Genomic DNA, 20095 nt, shown 5'->3' with positions numbered 1-20095 from the left:
CTTCCGATAATATGACGTCAGTTGATGATTTGCTTGGTCTTTTGGTTTTAGATAAACTATCCAATAATGAATTCATTGGATTAAGTAAAAGTGCGGGAAGCCCCAATGTTTTTGGAGGTCAGGTATTGGCACAGGCCATTAATGCAGCATATAGAACCATTACAAATAATAGAACTTTACATTCTTTACACGCCTATTTTTTGGAGTCCGGACATTTAGAAATTCCAATTCATTACGAGGTTACCGTTTTAAGGGACGGGGGCAGTTTTTCCGTGCGCAGAGTAACGGCGAGTCAAAAGAAGAAAGTTATTTTTATTTTGGCCGCCTCTTTTCATAAAACAGAGACGGGATACAATCATCACATTGAAATGAAATCCAACTTAAGGCAGCCTGAAGAGTTGCTAAGCTGGACGGATATTTTGCGAAAGTACAACAACTTTTTACCCAATAATATTAAGTCCTTTTTTGAAATTGAACGCCCTATTGATTTTAAGCCTACAGTAATAGCCAATCCACTTGACAGAAGAGATTTACCACCTTTTAATGATGTTTGGTTCAGGTTAAAGGGAAACGTAAAAGAATTGGATTTACCAACAAAACAGCAAATTTTGACCTATATTTCGGACTATAATCTATTGGTTTCGGCCTTTAATCCGCATGCCAGTAAAGCGCATTGGGGAAATACTCAGACGGCAAGTTTAGATCATTCGATGTGGTTTTTTCGGGATTTTAATTACAACGATTGGTTGTTGTTTTCAATGGAATCGCCAAATACCTATGGTGCACGAGGATTTGCTCGAGGAGATATATTTACGAGGGATGGTAAGCTCGTGGCTTCGGTGGCACAAGAGGGGTTAATGAGACCAAAGGGCCAAAGATGAGTGACATGTTTTTAAAAATGGGGCATAGAGGTGCCATGGGCTATGTCACCGAAAATACCATGGAGGCCGTTCATCTGGCATTGGAATTAGGTGTCGATGGTGTCGAGGTGGATGTCCATGTATGTGGTTCAGGTGAGTTGGTCGTGTTTCATGATTTTACTTTGGATCGGATGACCAATGGTTCAGGAGAAATATCTAAATGGACGCTGTCAGATTTAAAACAGTTGAAAGTTGATAGTGCGTTTTACATCCCAACTCTGGAGGAAATCTTAAATTTGGTTGGTGATAAGTACCTTGTAAATATAGAGTTAAAGGGTAAATCGACGGCTCTTAAAACCTGTGAAATTATTCAGGATTTTGTCAAAACTAAATACTGGAATTACAGTAATTTTTTAGTGTCCAGTTTTCAGCATGGCGAGTTGGAACAGGTGTTCAGGATTGACAAAGCGATTCCTTTGGGCGTGTTAACTGAAGCAAATTTGATAGAGGCAATTGATTTTGCAGAAACCATAAATGCCTGGTCCATACATCCTAATTATACACTTTTAACTTCTGAAGATGTAAAATATGCCCAGGCGAAGGGCTATAAAGTAATTACTTGGACTGTAAATGAGATGGCTACTATAAAACGCATGAAGCAATATGGTGTTGATGGTATAATTTCAGACAAACCGGACATCTTATGAACACCTATATTGTTTTGTTACGTGGCATAAACGTAAGTGGACAGAAAAAAATGCCAATGTCCGAGCTCCGAGATATGTTCACTTCACTTGGTTTTCAAAAGGTTCAGACCTATATCCAAAGCGGTAATGTGGTATTCGAAAGTTTCGAAGAGGATATAAATGCATTAAAATTAGCGATCTATAAATCCATTACAACCGAATTTGGCTTCCATGTTCCTGTTCTTATTTTAAGGCCTGGTGAACTGCATCAGATTGTTCATGCCTGTCCGTTTGGCCAGTTAGAGAAAACGCTAAGTTATTTCATGCTCCTTTTTGAGGCGCCGGATAAAGTTTTGGCTCATAATTTAATGCGTTTAACCAATGAAAAGGAACGGTTTGTTATAACCAGGGAATGCATATATTTCTACAGTGAGATGGGCTATGGTAAATCAAAATTCAACAACAATTTTTTTGAACGACAATTAAATGTCACCGCCACTACGAGAAACTATAAAACAATGTTAAAGTTAGTATCTTTGACTTTAGATAAATAATTCATGATAGCGCAAGATTTTATTTCCAAGCCGTTTTCTAAACACATAAGTAGCGGCAGTACGACCTGGTCATCACCTAGTAATATTGCCTTAGTCAAATATTGGGGGAAAAGAGAACCGCAACTCCCGGAAAACCCATCCATAAGTTTTACACTCAGAAATTGTAAAACCATTACCACTTTGAGATACTCTGAAAAGAAAAACGATGGAAACTTTTCATTTGAGATCTTTCTGGATGGTGAAAAAAAGGATGATTTCAAACATAAGATCGAGACCTTCTTTAATCGAATAAAAGCGTATGCGCCGTTTTTAGAGCATTATCATTTTACGATTGAAACCAAAAACACCTTTCCCCATAGCTCAGGAATTGCTTCTTCCGCTTCAGGAATGAGTGCATTGGCCCTCTGTCTGGTCGATCTGGAAAAGGAGCTGTTACAATTAAACGACATGGAGGGCTTTTCCGCTAATGGAGATTTAAGTTCAGACAAGAAGTCACTCCTGGATGATTATTTTTTAAAAAAGGCCTCATTTTTAGCACGGTTAGGTTCGGGTAGTGCTTGTAGAAGCTTACAAGGACCGTTAGTGGTGTGGGGTCATCACGATGAGATAGAAGGAAGTACCGATTTATTTGGTGTCAGCTATCCCTTTGAAGTTCATAAGCATTTCAGGGATTATCAGGATGTAATTTTATTGGTCGATAAGGGAGAGAAACAAGTGAGTAGTACAATTGGTCACAACTTAATGCATGGACATCCTTTTGCTCAGGAGCGTTTTAAGCAGGCAAATCGCAATATATCTAATTTAAAAACTATTTTAAAAGAAGGCAATGTTGATGCATTCATTAACATTGTTGAAAGTGAAGCCTTAACCTTGCATGCAATGATGATGACAAGTCAGCCTTATTTCATTTTGATGAAACCTAATACCTTAAAAATTATTAACAGCATATGGGACTTCAGGAAGAAAACAGGTTCAAAGTTGTGTTTTACATTAGATGCGGGTGCCAATGTTCATGTCTTATTCCCGGGGAATGAGACCCAAAAGGTACTTGATTTCATTAACAATGAATTAGTTGTATATTGTGAAAATGGAAACTATATTTGTGACCAAATCGGTATTGGAGCAAAAAAAATCTAATACTTTAATTATTTTGTTTAATAAATTTTATATATTTTTGAACAAAATAAAATGATTATTTATGAAGGGTCCGTTATTTTATTCAAAAATTTTGCTCTTTGGAGAGTATGGCATTATTAAGGATTCGAAGGGTCTATCGATTCCGTATAACTTTTATAAAGGGGCTTTAAAGAGTGATAAGGTACTTTCGGAAACGGCGAAGAGGTCGAATGAAAACCTTAGGCGTTTTATCACCTACTTAGAATCTGTCGACACCAATTTAGTTACTTTTGATATAGAGTCCTTTAAAAAACATGTTGATGCCGGTATGTATTTTGATTCTTCCATACCTCAGGGCTATGGCGTAGGAAGTAGTGGTGCTTTGGTAGCGGCCATCTACGATAAATACGCACATGATAAAATAACCGTTTTAGAGAATTTAACTCGGGACAAGCTGTTAAAATTAAAGACTATATTTTCGGCTATGGAATCTTTTTTCCATGGTAAGTCATCCGGTCTGGATCCCTTAAACAGTTATTTGAGCATCCCAATTCTTATCAATTCCAAGGACAATATTGAGGCCACTGGAATACCTGCACAGCAAAGCCAAGGTAAAGGAGCGGTATTTTTGTTGGATTCTGGGTCCGTGGGTGAAACGGCGCCAATGGTCAGTATTTTTATGGAAAAAATGAAGCAGGAAGGGTTCCGAAACATGATTAAGAACCAATTTATTAAGCATACCGATGCCTGTGTTGACGATTTTTTAAAGGGTGATATAAAGTCATTGTTCCATAATACAAAGAAATTGTCAAAGATCGTTTTAAATCATTTTAAGCCTATGATTCCAGAACAATTTCACAAACTTTGGAAAACGGGTATTGAAACGAACGATTATTATCTAAAGCTTTGCGGATCCGGAGGTGGTGGTTATATTCTTGGGTTCACTCAAGATATTGAAAAAGCGAGACAGACACTTTCCGGACACAAATTAGAGGTAGTGTATAACTTCTAAATTTTTATACACTTTTAGGTCGTCCCAAGGGGAATCAATCGGTCATCAATTTTACTTCAATGTTATCTCGAAGGCAGAAACATATTTTAATCAAGTTTTTCAGTATGTTCTCTGTTATACGCGGCTATAATATTTTAGTCGTTGTCATTGCCCAATATTTAACTTCTATATACATTCTTGCCCATGACATGCCTTTGAAACATGTTGTTTTTGATCTTAATTTATTGATGCTTGTAATGGCCTCATCTGCAACAATAGCCGGAGGATACATAATTAATAATTTTTATGATTCAGAAAAAGACCTCATTAATAAACCAATAAAATCCCATTTGGATCGATTGGTAAGTCAAAACACCAAACTATCATTTTACTTTATACTTAATTTTATGGCGGCCATTATGGCTAGTTATGTGTCATTTCGTGCTGTTGTTTTCTTTTCCATTTATATTTTTTGTATCTGGTTGTATTCTCATAAATTGAAAAAGTTACCCTTTATTGGAAACCTGACCTCTGCCGTGCTGACCATAGCACCCTTTTTTGCCATATTCATGTATTATAAAAACTTTGAAAGCGTCATTTTTGTGCATGCCTTTTTCTTGTTTTTAATGATTTCCATGCGTGAACTGACCAAGGATTTGGAAAATATCAAAGGTGATTTGGCACTTGGCTATAATACCGTACCCGTAGTGTATGGGGAAAGGATCTCGAAACTAATGCTAACCGTACTCATTGGTTTGGCTTTAATCCCATGTTATTTATTGTTATACAGATTTGATGTGGGGCTTATGAATATTTTCTTTTACTTCAGTCTGGTTTTGTTATTTTTATTTTTGATCTTGCTTTGGAAATCTCGAACAAAAACGCACTATCTATTGCTGCATAATATGCTAAAATTTATTATTGTCCTTGGCGTATTTAGTATCGTCCTTATTAATGTGGACGTCGTATTAAATAGAATATGAGGGCATTCGAGGGTTGAAATATCATCTCAGCTGGCAATCCTCCAAAAGATTCAGCAGTTATAGAAAAATCAGTAATCAAAAATTTCCAATCGTAATTTTAAGTATATCTTTGTACAAAAATTAATCCAAATGAATAGGCATCAAGGCAGTAGGGGAAAAGGAAAACCGTCAGGAAGAGGGCAAAACACATATCGTAAAACAAGTTATGCAAGGGGTAATTCACCTATAAAAAAAAGGGAAACAGTGAGCAATGATTCAAACCCTAATGAAATACGTTTAAACAAGTACATTGCTAATTCAGGTATTTGTTCACGCAGAGAAGCCGATGTTCATATTGCCACTGGATTGGTGACCGTTAACGGTAAAGTTGTTACAGAAATGGGTTATAAAGTCAAGCTCAACGACGACGTACGTTATGACGGTGCCCGAGTTAATCCGGAAAAGAAGGCTTACGTGCTGCTGAATAAACCTAAAGGATTTGCCACTACCACTAGCGAAGGTAAAGGTAGCACCGTTATGGATCTGGTGGCTAATGCGACATCATCACGCATTAAGCCTATAGGTCGTCTTGGCAGAAATTCCAAAGGATTATTGTTGTTTACCAACGACGAAGTAATTATCAATAAGTTTACGAACTCCAAACACGGTGTACCTCGATTATTCCATATTCAATTAGATAAGAATCTAAAGTACGAGGATTTTAAAAACATCCAAAATGGATTTAAAGTGGATGGTAAGTTAATCACAGTTGAGGAGATTAGCTATATCTCAGGTGCCAGTAAAAAGGAAATTGGTCTCAAAATTAAAAATACAGGAAATACAATTATCCGTACCATATTTGAACACTTTAATTACGATATTCTGAGTATCGATTGCGTGGCTATAGCACATCTTACTAAAAAGGATCTTCCACGAGGTCATTGGAAACACCTTACCGCACAGGAACTTAACAATTTGAAGATGCTTTAGATGTTGTAAAAAAAAATCAAAAAAATAAATGAAATGGGGATGAAATTAAATTTTTTGTTTTTCATTTGTACTGTATTTAGCTGAACATATTGAACACTGTTTTTACTTTCGAGCTCTTGAATATTGGGAAGTTATATTCTAAAGCGGCTTACCGGTTAAGTAATCGATTTTTAAAGCTAACTTCCATTACTCCAATTGTTGCTCTCCGGCATCAAGTTGCTATTGTGACCATAGATCAAAATCAATTTCGTATTTGATGGCATTAATGTCTTAATTATAAAGAGTATTTAATAGGCATCCTACATATTTAAATTTTCAAAATAGATGAATACAAAGTACATTGATTTAGTCAATCAGACCTTTGATTTTCCGCAGGAAGAATTTACACTGAAAAATAATTCGCTTCAATTTCACGATATCGATTTAATGCAATTGATAGAAACGTATAAATCACCGCTAAAATTCACCTATTTGCCCCAAATATCTGTAAACATACAGAAAGCAAAAAGGTGGTTTGAAAAGGCTTTTCAGAACAATGGTTACCGAGGCAAATACAGCTATTGCTATTGTACTAAAAGTTCGCATTTTAAACATGTTTTATGTGAGGCTTTAAAAAACGATATCCATATAGAAACCTCGTCTGCCTTCGATATAGACATTGTGGAGCGATTAAAGAAAGAGGGTAAAATAACAGATGAAACCTTTGTTTTAAGCAATGGTTTTAAACGTGCTCAGTATATTACGAATATTGCACGTCTGATTAATAACGGACATAAGAATTGCATACCTATTATTGATAATTACGAGGAGATTGATTTGCTCTCCAACGAAATTCAAAAAAGTTTTAACATCGGTATACGGATTGCTTCAGAGGAAGAGCCAAAATTCGAGTTTTACACCTCACGACTGGGAATTGGTTATAAAAATATCGTGCCTTTTTATAGGAATCAGATTAAGAACAACAAAAAGGTAACACTTTCCATGCTTCATTTTTTTATAAATACGGGTATTCGGGATAATGCCTATTACTGGAATGAACTTTCAAAATGTTTAAAAGTTTATACCAGCTTAAAAAAGATTTGTCCATCTTTGAACAGCCTCAACATAGGCGGAGGATTTCCTATAAAAAACTCTCTGGCATTCGATTTTGATTACGAATATATGATTGATGAGATCGTCAATCAAATAAAATTGGCATGTGAAGAAGAAGAAGTGGAGGTGCCGCATATTTTTACTGAATTTGGAAGTTTTACGGTGGGTGAAAGTGGAGGGGCCATATATGAAATTTTATACCAAAAGCAGCAGAACGACCGCGAAAAGTGGAACATGATCAACTCTTCGTTCATTACCACATTACCTGATACCTGGGCCATTAACAAGCGATTTATCATGCTACCTGTTAATCGTTGGAATGATACTTACGAGCGTGTATTATTAGGCGGTTTAACTTGCGACAGTGATGACTATTATAACAGTGAGCAGCATATGAACGCCATATATTTGCCTAAGTTTAACAAGGAAAAACCCTTGTACATAGGGTTCTTTAATACTGGTGCCTATCAGGAAACTATCGGTGGATTTGGTGGATTGCAGCACTGCTTAATTCCGTCTCCCAAACATATACTGATCGACCGAGATGCTGAGGGTAAGCTTTCAACTGAACTATTTAGCGAACAGCAAAGGAGCGAAGACTTACTTAAGATATTAGGTTATGACCATTAATTTTGGCAGTGAGGATTCCAACCGGTTCATAAAATTAAAACAGGACAAAATTGTATTATAAAATGTTAAGTTATACATTTATAATCGTTGAGATTAATTATGATACGCTCAAGAAGTAAAGTAAATAACAGGTAACTAAATTTAACAGGGGCTATGAGTACTAAGGGTCCAATATCCCAATTTATTCAAAAACATTATTTACATTTTAATGCTGCCGCTTTAGTCGATGCTGCTAAAGCCTATGAGGCGCAATTGAATCAAGGGGCGAAAATGCTGATCTCATTGGCCGGTGCCATGAGTACTGCAGAGTTGGGAAAGAGTTTGGCAGAAATGATACGACAGGACAAAGTACATATTATTTCGTGTACCGGTGCAAACCTCGAGGAAGATATTATGAACTTAGTGGCCCATTCGCACTACAAGCGCGTGCCAAATTATCGCGATTTAACCCCACAGGAAGAATGGAACCTACTCGAAAAGGGTTTGAACAGGGTAACTGACACCTGCATTCCCGAAGAAGAGGCCTTTAGACGTCTGCAAGAGCACATATATAAAATTTGGAAGGCAGCTGAAAGCAACGGTGAACGCTATTTACCGCATGAATATATGTATAAAATGCTTTTATCAGGTGTATTGGAACACTATTATGAAATCGATCTGAAGGATTCCTGGATGTATGCTGCCGCAGAAAAAAATTTACCCATAGTATGTCCGGGTTGGGAGGACAGCACCATGGGAAATATTTTTGCCAGTTATGTCTTGAAAGGTGAATTAAAGGCCAGTACCATGAAATCGGGTATTGAATACATGACCTTTTTGGCCGATTGGTACACTGAAAACTCTAAAAAAGGCATTGGATTCTTTCAAATTGGAGGTGGTATAGCCGGTGATTTCCCAATCTGTGTTGTGCCCATGTTATATCAAGATATGGAACGCACCGATACACCGTTTTGGAGTTATTTTTGTCAGATAAGTGACTCCACAACGAGTTATGGTTCGTATTCCGGAGCCGTGCCAAACGAAAAAATTACATGGGGTAAGTTGGATATCAATACACCGAAATTTATTATAGAAAGTGATGCAACTATTGTTGCGCCTCTAATTTTTGCCTATCTTTTAGACCTGTAAAACCTAAACCATTAATTGCTATTTAAATGAAAAATAGAAATGATAATTTAAAACGCATTATCGTAGACTTTAAAAAGTTGACCCCGGAAATATTGGCCTTATTGGTTGAGAAGTATCCCGATGGATACGATGATGACCAAATTATATCATTTAGAAATCAGCATAATGAAATTATTGAAGCCGTAGAGGTCACCACATCCGATACAAAGTATTTGGTCAAGGTAAGTACGAAACTTGCAATTACAATGGAGAACTATGACGAGGATGATTATGAAGATTTTGATAACGACGATCCTGAGGCAGTTCAAGATCCTGAGATTGCTGATGAAGACACAGAGGACGATAACGAATAATACATTATATAGTTATGAGAACAGCTGTTTTTAAGTCTTACAAAAACGGTTATTACAAATTTTGGTTTGACAATGGAGATGAGTTGGAATTTGAAGAGGTCCATCCTCGGGTTCTGAAGCAATTCGATCTAAAAAATGACAAAAGTCTAATCGATAAAAACTTTCGTATTACTTTTGTTGAAGATGGCGATGATGACGATGTTATCTATCGTGTAGAAAGTTTAAAACCGATATAAAATATAGGCTTATGGAAGCTTCATTTCATATGTCTTTGCCTTGTTTAAGCGCTAAAGATACGAGGGATTTTTACAGTCACATTGGAGCGTCTTTTGGAAGAAGTACCGAAAGTTGGGTCGATGTCAATTTTTTTGGTCATCAGATTACTTTCATTGAAACGGATAAATATAATTTCAGCAGTCCAAACTACGTTTTTGAAGGTAAGATTTTACCTGCTTTTCATTTTGGGATCATACTTGATACCGGTGCCTGGAAGGCCGTTTATAAAAAACTGGAAGAGCAGCAATTGGATTTGGTTACCGAATCGACCTTCTTAAAGGAGAAAGTTGGTGAACACCGGTCCTTTTTTGTAAAGGATCCCAACGATTATATGTTGGAATTTAAAACCTTTATGGATCCAAATTCTATTTTCAGCATATAAATGTATCCTGTAGTTGCTTATCAGTTGGCCAGTGCTATAAACCTTAAAGCATGTAGGCAGCAGTTGTCATGGCGTTTATTGTTTCAGGACAGCGACGAACTTTACTACACGCCTTCCACAAACAAATATATTTACATCTTTCAGTATGGCATGGTGAGCTTTTTCAACATGTCTGAATCTGAAATAGAAACGGTAATTGAACAAATAGAACCTTTTTGTTTACTTATTTTAAACAAAAGCTATCAGATTATGTCGAAGTTGACATTCAACCGCATACCTTGAAGGTAGAGTTTGATAAGGTTATCCTTCCCGATTTGGATCAAGAAATGATTCGTTTGGTAATGCTAAACACTTCACAATCCGTCGCATTAGAGAGATATTCGGAGATTACGGAAGACTTACTTATTGAAACAAATAAACATACGGTATACCTTGAGAAACATGGTAAATTGGATATATCTGGAAATAAGTTAAAGCGTTTTATAGGTAAAATACTGAATATTAAAAATAAGATTTCAGAGAATTTGTACATATTTGATTCACCGGAAGTCGCCTGGGAAAATAAGGAACTCAATAAACTAAATCAAGATTTGAAACAATCGTTCGATCTCAAGGATCGCTACCGATTGATTCATGATCGCATTGAAATCATTAAAGAGAATTTAGAGCTTTTTAAAGATATTATGGATCAGCGTGAAAGCAGTCTTTTAGAGTGGACCATCATTATTTTAATTGTTATTGAAGTCATTGATCTATTGATATCAAAAATTTTATAACTTGAGATAATCGTAAATCATACCTTTTTCAAACCTTCTTTTTTATAAAAATTTCCCATATCAATGCACTGTAAACGATGGTGTATTCTAATCCAATAATCCATAGATTTTCAGTTTTATCACCAGTATTTGTATTTACATAGGCCAGATAACTGAGTATGATAACGTAACTCCAGACCAGGGGGTATTTATAAGGTGTAAACAGCGATAATGCCAATAGGGTAGAAAGATACCACGGATGTAAGGTAGTTGATGAAAAGAAATAGAATGTTAAAACAAACAGCATTGTTGTAAAGACCTGTTGGGTATGTCTGTTAGCTCTAAGGAAGGTCATCAGAAAGGTAAAGAGTAATACCACATATGGAATATACGTTCCAATGATTGCAATTTCATTGTAACCTCTAAAGGTATACCCTATGGCTCGGGCAATGTAATACAAACTGGCATTGAACTCAAAGTTTTTAAACCATAAAGCCAGGGTATCCGAATAGTTCATTAGGAACTCGTTGGAATAAAAAGGGGCAAAGAGGATTATAACTGTGAAGAAGACAATAGCATAGAAGAAAAATAGGTTTTTAAGGGCTTGCACAGACACCACCCCATTTTTAGTAGATTCAAATGCATTAATAGCTTTATTTTTAGGGTTTGCGAATACAGACCACTTCAAAAATAGGGGTAAAAATAGCAAGGGAATTAATTTAACGGAAATTGAGAGTCCCAATACCACAGCTGCCCAAGACCGTTTCCCGCTATGCAGCAGGTAAAGACTCCAAATAAAAAAGAATACCATCACACCTTCAAAATGAAGATTTCCGGTAAGCTCAATGATAATAAAGGGATTTAATACATACCAAAAAATAGAATTAACGGGAAGGTTTAATTTTTGTAACAATTTTTTACCAAAATAAAGGGTTCCAAAGTCGGCTGCAATAATAATAAGCCGCATAACTATCACAGATCCCAGGATACTGTTCTTAAAGAATAATGCAGCAGCAGCAAAGCACAACTGGTTCATGGGCGGGTAATTGCTAAAATGACTCGCGTTTAAAGACCCCATACCTGAAACCAGTTCTCCTGCCTGCGGTATAGGAAAATCAACAGTTTTAATAAATGATACAACAGAATGCAAATAGGGATTAAAACCTTCAAGCAATACTCTGCCATCCCATATAAAACGATAAAAATCCTGAGATAAATTGGGAATGGCAAGAAAAAATAGGGCGCGATAGGCAAATGCAACATAGGTTAAGGTACTGGTGCTGTTCTCGGCGTATCTTATAAGGCCATAAAATAAAAAAAAGAGCAAGGTATATAGCCCTATTAATTTTGTGTAATCTGTCCGAATTAAATCATATGCAAAAACAAAATAAAGCAGCGCACTGGAAGACACCAGGAATAGCTTAAGTATACCACTTTTTTGGATGCTCGGGTTCAGGAACATATTCAAATATAGTATTAATTGGTTGTTCGGTATAAGTTGATAGTCTTAAATAAAACGGTTAACTTGTATTCGTTTAAAAATCACAAATAAAAATTCATTTATGACAAGGCGGTTCATTTTTTTCTTCATTCTATTATATGCCACCAGTTTCGCACAAGATCGCGTAACCGGTGCGCTTTTTGCAACGCGATCTGAGGTAATCGCTCAAAATGGGATGGTGGCCACGAGCCATCCATTAGCCACTCAGGTCGGGCTGGATATTTTAAAACAGGGTGGCAATGCCATTGATGCTGCCATTGCAGCCAATGCTACCCTGGGTTTAATGGAACCGGTGGGTTGCGGTATTGGCGGCGATTTATTCGTTATCCTCTGGGATGCAAAAACAAAAAAGTTGTATGGTCTCAATGCCAGTGGACGATCACCGAGTGGATTAACCTTGGAATACTTTGAAGAGCAGGGGATTTCTGAAATTCCTTCGTACGGTCCCTTACCGGTAAGCGTTCCGGGTGCAGTTGATGGTTGGTTTGAATTACATGATAGATTTGGTGTCTTACCCATGACCTCTATTTTAAAACCGGCTATCCATTATGCTGAACATGGTTTCCCGATGACGGAACTTATTGGTATGTATTTTAACGGGGGTGTTTCAAGACATTTGTCCAATGGATTTCCCAATATTGAGGATACGTATCTAAGAGACGGGAAAATACCACAGGAGGGTGAAATTTTTCGGAATACCTATCTCGCAGAGACCTATAAAAAAATTGCGAAGAAGGGAAGGGACGTTTTTTACAAGGGTGAAATTGCTAAAACGATAAGTGACTTTATACAAAGTCAGGGCGGATTTTTATCCGTTGAAGACCTTTCTAACCATAGGTCTGAATGGGTCGAACCGGTATCCATTAATTACCGAGGTTACGATATATGGGAGCTTCCTCCCAACGGTCAGGGTATCGCAGCCCTGCAAATGCTGCAGATATTGGAAGGCTATGACTTTTCAAACATCCCATTTGGTAGTGCGGAACATTTACACGTATTTACTGAAGCCAAGAAATTAGCTTTTGAAGACAGGGCAAAGTATTATGCCGATATGGATTTCGCTCATGTCCCTTTAAAGACATTACTCTCCGATGTTTATGCAGAGAAACGGAGAGGCTTAATAACAGACAGAGCTTCAGCCCACAAAGCCGGTGAGATAAGTTCCGGTGAAACAATTTATCTGACCACGGCAGATAAAGAAGGAAATATGGTCTCCTTTATCCAAAGTAATTATCGGGGAATGGGTTCCGGAATGGTACCACCGAAATTGGGTTTTATGCTTCAAAACCGCGGCGAACTGTTCAATTTAAAGAAGGGGTATAACAATACCTACGAGCCTAATAAAAGACCATTCCATACTATCATACCGGCATTTATTACTAAAGATGGTGAACCGTTTTTGAGTTTTGGAGTTATGGGTGGCGATTTTCAGCCTCAGGGGCATACACAGATCGTCATGAATATTATTGATTTTGGGATGAATGTGCAGGAAGCGGGTGATGCTCCACGTTGGGACCATAGTGGATCCTCCTCGCCGACGGGTGAACCTGCCGATGGCAGAGGAGAAATTCACGTAGAATCAGGAATTCCCTATAAAACCGTCAGAGATCTGATGTTCAGAGGTCATAAAGTTGGATTTGGATTAGGGTATTATGGAGGGTATCAGGCCATATTATGGGATGGGAAAAACAAAGTCTACCATGGCGCCTCCGAGAGTCGGAAAGATGGTCAGGTTGCCGGATATTAGTCCCTGGTTCCCAGATTGTGGTTAGGCCTACCTAAACCTTGGAGGCAATCGATTTAAAGAACACATAACCGAAACCAACAAAGAGCATGAGATGAAAGGGGAATAGACCAAAATCGCCACCCTGATTACCTACAACGAATGCACTGTACATTCCAAAGCCAAAGTACAGCATGAGTAATCCTTCAAAAACGACATGCTTGGAGATGGTCCTCTTAATGTATTTATTCTTTTTCCAGCTTTCTTTAAGCTTACTGATGTTAAATTTCGGAGTGCGCACAAATTCGCTTTTTTTGCCGAAATGGCCTTCTAAAACGGCAATGGAGTTATGTAATGAAAATCCCATTGCAATAGAAAAAAAGACAAAGAACATACCAATATATCCAATAAAGTTTTTAATACCCTTGCCATAAATATCTCTGTACATAAACCAGTAGCAGATAAAAAATATAATGGTACTAACAACAAAAAAACTCATGGCAAAAAAGTAGGGTTTTAAATGCTCATACTCATTCTTTATGTAGAGCATGGGAATACTTAAAACCGCAACAACGAGAATGCTTAAAAACATCGTACTGTTTAAGAGGTGGAGTAATCCATGAGCCTTGGTCTTAGCCGATATATTATGACTTTTTAATACGCGCCAAAGCATTTTTCTGAAGTTTTCGGCCCCTCCTTTATTCCATCTGAACTGTTGGGATCGGGCTGCGCTGATCACAATGGGCAATTCGGCCGGAGTCTGCACATCCTCAAGGTATTTAAATTTCCAGTTCTTAAGTTGGGCCCGATAACTCAAATCGAGGTCCTCGGTTAATGTATCCCCTTCCCAATTACCGGCATCGATAATGCAGGATTTTCTCCATACACCTGCCGTTCCATTAAAATTAATGAAATGACCTTTGCTGTTTCTACCAACCTGCTCAAGTGTGAAATGTGCATCAAGTGCAAACGCCTGAATTCGTGTAAGAATGGAATAGTTTCTATTGAGATGTCCCCAGCGGGTTTGAACTACTCCAATGCGGTTATCTTTAAAATAAGGTATGGTTCGTTTTAACCAATCCGGTTGAGGTAAAAAATCGGAATCAAAAATGGCAATAAATTCACCCTTCGCAACTTTCAATCCTTCTTTTAAGGCTCCTGCTTTGAATCCCTTTCTATTGGTGCGTGTCATGTGTTTTATATCCAGACCGGTTGCTTGAAGCCGTTCTACATGCAATCGTGTACTTTCAACAGTTTCATCGGTAGAATCATCCAGTACCTGGATCTCCAGTTTGTTTTTGGGGTATTCAATTTTGGATATGTTATCCAAAAGACGTTCCATGACATACATCTCATTATACACCGGCAGTTGAATAGTCACGTAGGGGACTTCCTCGGGGTTAGAAAGATCAAACCGTTCACAATCCTCGTCGTTCTTTTTGGAACCCAGATAATTAAACAACAAATTCAATTGCGCCAGGGCATACATAAATATGAGCAATAGCGCTGTAGAATAAAGAATTATAATTGTTGTTTCTAGAATCATTTTTTAAAACTGTATTTAAAAATCCAAAACAGTATTTTTACGCCTGCAAATATAGCACCTTTTATTGTACCTGACACCTTTGATTTACCAATTCTATTTCTGTAATGAACTGGTATCTCGATATATGCTAATTTTTGTTTTAAAACTTTTAACTGCATTTCCACCGTCCAACCATAGGTTTTGTCCTTCATCTCTAAGGCTAAAAGCCGATCGTATTTAATTGCCCTGAAGGGACCCAGGTCCGTAAATTTTGCATTGAAAAGCAATTTCATGAGGCTTGTAGCAAGCCAGTTTCCAAATACTTGAGGAATCGTCATTGATCCCTTTTCGCGCAAGTGCTTAACGCGAGCCCCAAGAACGAAATCGAGGTCTTTGTCGATTATCGGTTGCACCAATTTTGTCAACTCCTCGGGATAATCACTGAAGTCCCCATCGAGAAATACAATGATGTCAGGGAGCTCGCCGCATTTTGAAATATAGGCCATACCCTTTAAACAGGCATGGCCATAGCCTTTCTTGGATTCATTTACCACGGTGGCCCCGGCGTTTCTGGCAATGTATTCTGTGTTATCCGTGGAAGTATTGTTTACAACAATGATCTGGTCAACACATTCAGGAATAGCCTCTACAACTTTGGCTATGGATTCGGCCTCGTTAAATGCCGGAATGATCACGCTAATTTTAGTCATACGGGAGCTGCTAAAGTGCAAAAATACAACAACGGCAATGGATCATGAAATCATAACAAAGTATCTTGTAAAAAAAAGAACACACAAAAGCATGTTCTTAATTTTTTTACCTGTTATACGTTTCCAAGGACAGGCCTCCTGTCTTTATGGTCATTCATGTATGGCATACATTACAGTACATGCTCGCAGATCGTTCTAATATGAGAGACATCTGTGCCGCAGCATCCTCCGAATACCTTTAAATCAGGTAATTGTGTTTTAAGGATATGATAGAGTTTACCTAATTCTTCTTTATTTCCTGTATCAAGTTCAACAGATTGGTCTAATTCGTCGTGACTTTTGCATGAGGCATTGGCTCTAACTCCTCGAATTCTATTTTTCCACGATCCACCAGATTTTAATTTGTCCATAAAGTGGGATGGATGGGCACAATTGATCATATAATAAAGCGGATAATGGTCTGTAACCGCATCAATTTTTAAAATGGCCTTTTCTAAAGTTTCTCCTGATGGCAAGTCCCCATTGGTTTCAACTGTAAAGGAGATCACTACCGGGATGTTGTTTGATTTGGCCGATTCCGCTATCCCAATGGCTTCATCGCAATAGGTCATGGTAATGGCCGAAATCATATCGACGCCGGCATTTTTCAAAGCCCTTATTTGCAGGTTATGATACTCATGGGCCTGTTTAACCGTCATCGTTTCAATAATGGAATACCCATCGCCTCGGGGACCGATACATCCGCTAATTAAAAAAGTATCATCAAAGTCGGCATAACGGCTTTTCAATTGGATTAACTGTGCAATGGCCTTTTGGTTAACCTGTACTAATTCGTCCTGAGAATAACCTAATTTATAACCCCAGTCGGGATTAGCACGCCATGTAGGGCTCTCCAGAATAAAACCGGCATTGTGTTTTATAGCTTCCTCTATATAGTCGTTGTAATAGTCCTTTAAGGTATTTTCATGCTCGGGTTGATCCAGCAGCGTAAAGGCTGCAAAATGTGGTAACTCAATACCTTTATTGAATATGAGGTCAGTTTCAAGACCGCCATCCGTTAAAAAGACGGAACTGTTAATTTTTTCAATGATGTCCATGAGATTAGGATTTCGATTTGTTAATATCCTGGAAGGTCAGCATTTTGATCACTTCGGATGATGCACCATCGTAAAAACCGGTTTCATGCTCATAGGTCTTCGGGTTTTTAAATGACCCGAAAATGATATCAAATACAGGTAAATCCGAATAGTTATGCCTGTGAATTCCCTTGGCATGGTGCACCGTATGACTTTCCGGACGTTGAATGATGTAACCCAACCATTGAGGTGTTTTAATATTGGTATGTTGAAAGATACCCAGAAACATGGTGGCGAGTAACATAATGGTGACCGCCTGTGGTGTTACCCCTATCAATAAGGCCAAGCAAATGCTTCCCAGGAAAGTGAATCCTATCATATCGAAAAGACTAAAATAAAAGGCGCCATAGGTATCCATACGCTCGGCACTGTGATGCATCTGATGAAATACCCGCCATAGAAGGTCAGATTTATGCATGGCTCTGTGCCAAACAAATACGCCGAATTCGTATAGGAGAATGGCTAAAATTCCTCCGCCCACATGCCCAAGACCGGTTAAATCGAAAAATTGATATTGCGATAAAAACGGATCTGTTATTAAAGGCAAATACGAGGATAGGTAAAAAAACACGGCAAAAGAAAGAAGTCCTCTAAACCTCCAGTTCTTCACTTTTGGCAGGGTTCTCGCCGGGAATAGGGCCTCCCAAATAATTAATAAGAAATACATGGCTAATGCCACTAAGGAAATGGGATCCAATAAAATGTCTAACGGTGTTGGCATAATAAAAGTTTTAATAGTTAATCTTTATGTTCACTATTATGGGCGTAAGTTTTCACCTTACAATGTAAGTTTAGAATTTTTGATGTGTAAGTTGATCGGATTATAATTCCCAATCGACTTCAATTTCAGGACTGTAAGAACAAAAAGAACCTGTTTTTATGGATTTTGATAAATGATTCGCCAAGCCCGGATGCAGTATTTCAATTTTCTTTATACTGCTTCGGATGCGCCATGTTACCGCAGATCGCGCCTTTTCTAAGGTCGATCCTGAGGTTCTGGATTTGCCGGCCAGGCCCAAAGATTGGGACAAATGCTCTAAAATGGCATCATATTCAGCCCTCAGAGGGGTAATTTTTTCAATTTGATTCAGAGTTTCAGCTTCTGCGATATCCTCTTGAAGCTCCTTTATGCGCTTTTGATAGGCCATTTTGGCCTTCTGGTCCAAAGATTTAGTAGAAGTGTGTTCATCAACTGCGGCATTCATGAGATCCATACAATGAAATTCCTGTTCAGGATGACCTAACAACTTGTGAATATCATTGAGTCCTTTAGTGTCTTTTAATGCTATGGCATCGCCCTGATAACACATTTCCCATATGTCTCCATTGAGTTGAAAGACATTACTGATATGCTGCTTTGCCCTAACTTCCTTAGTTTGGCTACCCGAATTTTTTTCAGTTTTTATAAATTCCACCAAGGGGGTTAAATAGGTGAATCCTTTAAACGGATTGACAATCATGAGCCATTCCAGGGCCTCCTCTTCGAGCTCTTTTTGGCCGGAATAAACCGCATTTTTAAACTGAGTCAAATAGATGTCCCAGCAATGCCACATGCTTTTGTAATCTTTTAGTTGTAAATGAGCTGCTGCAACATAGGCAGGGAAATCCGTCCAGGAATTAAAATCAACTTTTTTACTGAGGGCAATACTTTTTTCAAAATCACCAATAGCCAGATAATAATTAGATCCATGGGCATAATAATGGTCATTATGGAAGGGATTGAGATCTATTGCCTTGTGATACAATTTTACCGATTCCTCTGCATACCCAAGATACATTAAGGTAAAAGCGACTCTCAGCAAATGCGAGCAATCATTGGAGTTCATCCGTAAGGACTTTCGCAGATAGTGCTCTGCCTTTTCATATTCACCCATGTAGGCATAGGTCCTGCCCAAAACGCCTAAAGCCGTGTAATCATTTGGGTCTAACTCAATGGCTTTCAGGGCATATTTATGAGCGCCCTGCATACTCTCATCCCAGCGATTCCAAATCAGGCAGGACCAGAAGTTGAAGTAGGTCAAAGATAATCCAGTATACGCTAAGGAATAGTTGGGATTAATATGTAAAGCAGCTTCAAAATAGTGCCTTGCCTTGATATCATTATCTCCTGTGCCTTTTTGCAGGATATGCATGCCCATTACGTAGTTTTCATAGGCAGCGAGTTCCACCGAGCTTTTCTTGTAAGAATGAGATAGGAGATTGTAATTGATTTTCTCCTGGAGTACGGTCACGATCTGTTGTATGATCTCGTCCTGGGTCTCCAATAAGGTATCTAATGTTTCATTGTACTGATTACCAAATACCAGACTCTGATCCTCAGTTTTTATCAGCTGTATGGAAATTCGAAGGATGTCTTTAACATATCTCACGGATCCATAAATAAGGAAATCGGCACCTAATTGCTGAATTTCCTTTTCATTGCTAATATCTTTAATCCGCTGTGTGGAATAAGAAGAGACGACCGATAGCCCAATAAATTTTGAAAACTGGGTGATCAGATCTTCTACAAAACCTGAAAATAGCTGTTTTATACGGTCTTCATTGCTCGTTATTTGAAACGGCAATACCGCGATGGTGATATTCTTATTCTTAACTGGCATCAGATCTGAAAACGGATTCATCAAATACACCCACTAAAGTACTAATTATATCCAATAATTAGTCCTTTATAGATTTCTTGACATACACTGTTGCATTAATCCGGATAGCACTAGAATGCCATCAG

At 37.9% G+C, this 20095-nt stretch carries 21 protein-coding genes; 15 read left to right on the top strand and 6 right to left on the bottom strand.

All coding sequences use genetic code 11. The features are described 5' to 3' along the window. Nucleotides 1–11 precede the first annotated feature (11 nt). From MR041_RS01990 to MR041_RS01925, 14 genes are all read left to right on the top strand, one after another. Nucleotides 12–881: an acyl-CoA thioesterase gene (locus MR041_RS01990; RefSeq protein WP_242091906.1), complete on the top strand. Its 870-nt coding sequence runs from the start codon at nucleotides 12–14 to the stop codon at nucleotides 879–881. Then, nucleotides 878–1567, top strand: a complete 690-nt coding sequence (locus MR041_RS01985; RefSeq protein ID WP_242091905.1) for a glycerophosphodiester phosphodiesterase — start codon at nucleotides 878–880, stop codon at nucleotides 1565–1567. The genes MR041_RS01990 and MR041_RS01985 overlap by 4 nt, the downstream gene beginning before the upstream one ends. Next, the gene (locus MR041_RS01980) at nucleotides 1564–2100 is read left to right on the top strand and encodes a DUF1697 domain-containing protein (protein ID WP_242091904.1); all 537 of its coding nucleotides are present in this window, start codon (nucleotides 1564–1566) and stop codon (nucleotides 2098–2100) included. Before MR041_RS01985 ends, MR041_RS01980 begins: the two co-directional genes overlap by 4 nt. 3 nt (nucleotides 2101–2103) lie before the next feature. After that, nucleotides 2104–3237, top strand: coding sequence for a diphosphomevalonate decarboxylase (locus MR041_RS01975; RefSeq protein WP_242091903.1), 1134 nt, complete (start codon nucleotides 2104–2106; stop codon nucleotides 3235–3237). Between the two features lie 61 nt (nucleotides 3238–3298). Then, complete coding sequence (locus MR041_RS01970) at nucleotides 3299–4228, top strand: mevalonate kinase family protein (RefSeq protein ID WP_242091902.1); 930 nt, start codon at nucleotides 3299–3301, stop codon at nucleotides 4226–4228. 59 nt (nucleotides 4229–4287) lie between these two features. After that, nucleotides 4288–5190 carry a geranylgeranylglycerol-phosphate geranylgeranyltransferase gene (locus MR041_RS01965; protein ID WP_242091901.1) on the top strand — a complete coding sequence of 301 codons (903 nt, stop codon included), beginning with the start codon at nucleotides 4288–4290 and terminating at the stop codon, nucleotides 5188–5190. A gap of 129 nt (nucleotides 5191–5319) precedes the next feature. Beyond that, complete coding sequence (locus tag MR041_RS01960) at nucleotides 5320–6159, top strand: pseudouridine synthase (RefSeq protein WP_242091900.1); 840 nt, start codon at nucleotides 5320–5322, stop codon at nucleotides 6157–6159. A 324-nt stretch (nucleotides 6160–6483) separates the two neighbouring features. Then, nucleotides 6484–7881 (top strand): type III PLP-dependent enzyme domain-containing protein, encoded by a 1398-nt coding sequence (locus tag MR041_RS01955; protein WP_242091899.1) that lies wholly within the window; start codon nucleotides 6484–6486, stop codon nucleotides 7879–7881. A 153-nt stretch (nucleotides 7882–8034) separates the two neighbouring features. After that, nucleotides 8035–9009: a deoxyhypusine synthase family protein gene (locus MR041_RS01950; RefSeq protein ID WP_242091898.1), complete on the top strand. Its 975-nt coding sequence runs from the start codon at nucleotides 8035–8037 to the stop codon at nucleotides 9007–9009. Between the two features lie 26 nt (nucleotides 9010–9035). After that, nucleotides 9036–9362 (top strand): hypothetical protein, encoded by a 327-nt coding sequence (locus MR041_RS01945; protein ID WP_242091897.1) that lies wholly within the window; start codon nucleotides 9036–9038, stop codon nucleotides 9360–9362. A 14-nt stretch (nucleotides 9363–9376) separates the two neighbouring features. After that, nucleotides 9377–9598, top strand: coding sequence for a hypothetical protein (locus MR041_RS01940; RefSeq protein WP_242091896.1), 222 nt, complete (start codon nucleotides 9377–9379; stop codon nucleotides 9596–9598). Nucleotides 9599–9609: 11 nt separating this feature from the next. After that, nucleotides 9610–10020 carry a VOC family protein gene (locus MR041_RS01935; RefSeq protein WP_242091895.1) on the top strand — a complete coding sequence of 137 codons (411 nt, stop codon included), beginning with the start codon at nucleotides 9610–9612 and terminating at the stop codon, nucleotides 10018–10020. Further along, nucleotides 10021–10302: an RMD1 family protein gene (locus tag MR041_RS01930; protein ID WP_242091894.1), complete on the top strand. Its 282-nt coding sequence runs from the start codon at nucleotides 10021–10023 to the stop codon at nucleotides 10300–10302. Then, nucleotides 10299–10796, top strand: coding sequence for an RMD1 family protein (locus MR041_RS01925; protein ID WP_242091893.1), 498 nt, complete (start codon nucleotides 10299–10301; stop codon nucleotides 10794–10796). Before MR041_RS01930 ends, MR041_RS01925 begins: the two co-directional genes overlap by 4 nt. A gap of 28 nt (nucleotides 10797–10824) precedes the next feature. On the opposite strand, the gene MR041_RS01920 is transcribed toward MR041_RS01925, so the two are convergent. Beyond that, nucleotides 10825–12237 (bottom strand): MptA/MptB family glycosyltransferase, encoded by a 1413-nt coding sequence (locus MR041_RS01920; protein WP_242091892.1) that lies wholly within the window; start codon nucleotides 12235–12237, stop codon nucleotides 10825–10827. Between the two features lie 100 nt (nucleotides 12238–12337). On the opposite strand from MR041_RS01920, the gene ggt reads away from it, so the two are divergent. After that, the gene (gene ggt / locus MR041_RS01915; protein WP_242091891.1) at nucleotides 12338–14023 is read left to right on the top strand and encodes a gamma-glutamyltransferase; all 1686 of its coding nucleotides are present in this window, start codon (nucleotides 12338–12340) and stop codon (nucleotides 14021–14023) included. A 31-nt stretch (nucleotides 14024–14054) separates the two neighbouring features. Here the strand turns inward: ggt and MR041_RS01910 are convergent, their stop codons facing one another. The 5 genes from MR041_RS01910 to MR041_RS01890 form a co-directional block, all read right to left on the bottom strand. Beyond that, a complete protein-coding gene (locus tag MR041_RS01910) occupies nucleotides 14055–15545 on the bottom strand; it encodes a cellulose synthase family protein (protein ID WP_242091890.1) in 1491 nt (496 codons plus the stop codon). Then, a complete protein-coding gene (locus tag MR041_RS01905) occupies nucleotides 15542–16234 on the bottom strand; it encodes a glycosyltransferase family 2 protein (RefSeq protein ID WP_242091889.1) in 693 nt (230 codons plus the stop codon). Before MR041_RS01905 ends, MR041_RS01910 begins: the two co-directional genes overlap by 4 nt. A gap of 170 nt (nucleotides 16235–16404) precedes the next feature. Then, nucleotides 16405–17331, bottom strand: coding sequence for a homocysteine S-methyltransferase family protein (locus tag MR041_RS01900; RefSeq protein WP_242091888.1), 927 nt, complete (start codon nucleotides 17329–17331; stop codon nucleotides 16405–16407). 4 nt (nucleotides 17332–17335) lie between these two features. After that, nucleotides 17336–18091: a sterol desaturase family protein gene (locus tag MR041_RS01895; RefSeq protein ID WP_242091887.1), complete on the bottom strand. Its 756-nt coding sequence runs from the start codon at nucleotides 18089–18091 to the stop codon at nucleotides 17336–17338. A gap of 100 nt (nucleotides 18092–18191) precedes the next feature. Further along, a complete protein-coding gene (locus tag MR041_RS01890; protein ID WP_242091886.1) occupies nucleotides 18192–19991 on the bottom strand; it encodes a tetratricopeptide repeat protein in 1800 nt (599 codons plus the stop codon). Between the last annotated feature and the right edge of the window lie 104 nt (nucleotides 19992–20095).

It is taken from the genome of Aestuariivivens sediminicola (assembly GCF_022662015.1).
Classification (GTDB): Bacteria; Bacteroidota; Bacteroidia; order Flavobacteriales; family Flavobacteriaceae; genus Aestuariivivens; species Aestuariivivens sediminicola.
The sequence above is the reverse complement of the archived record's forward strand: the minus strand, read 5'-3'. Positions and strand labels throughout refer to the sequence as shown.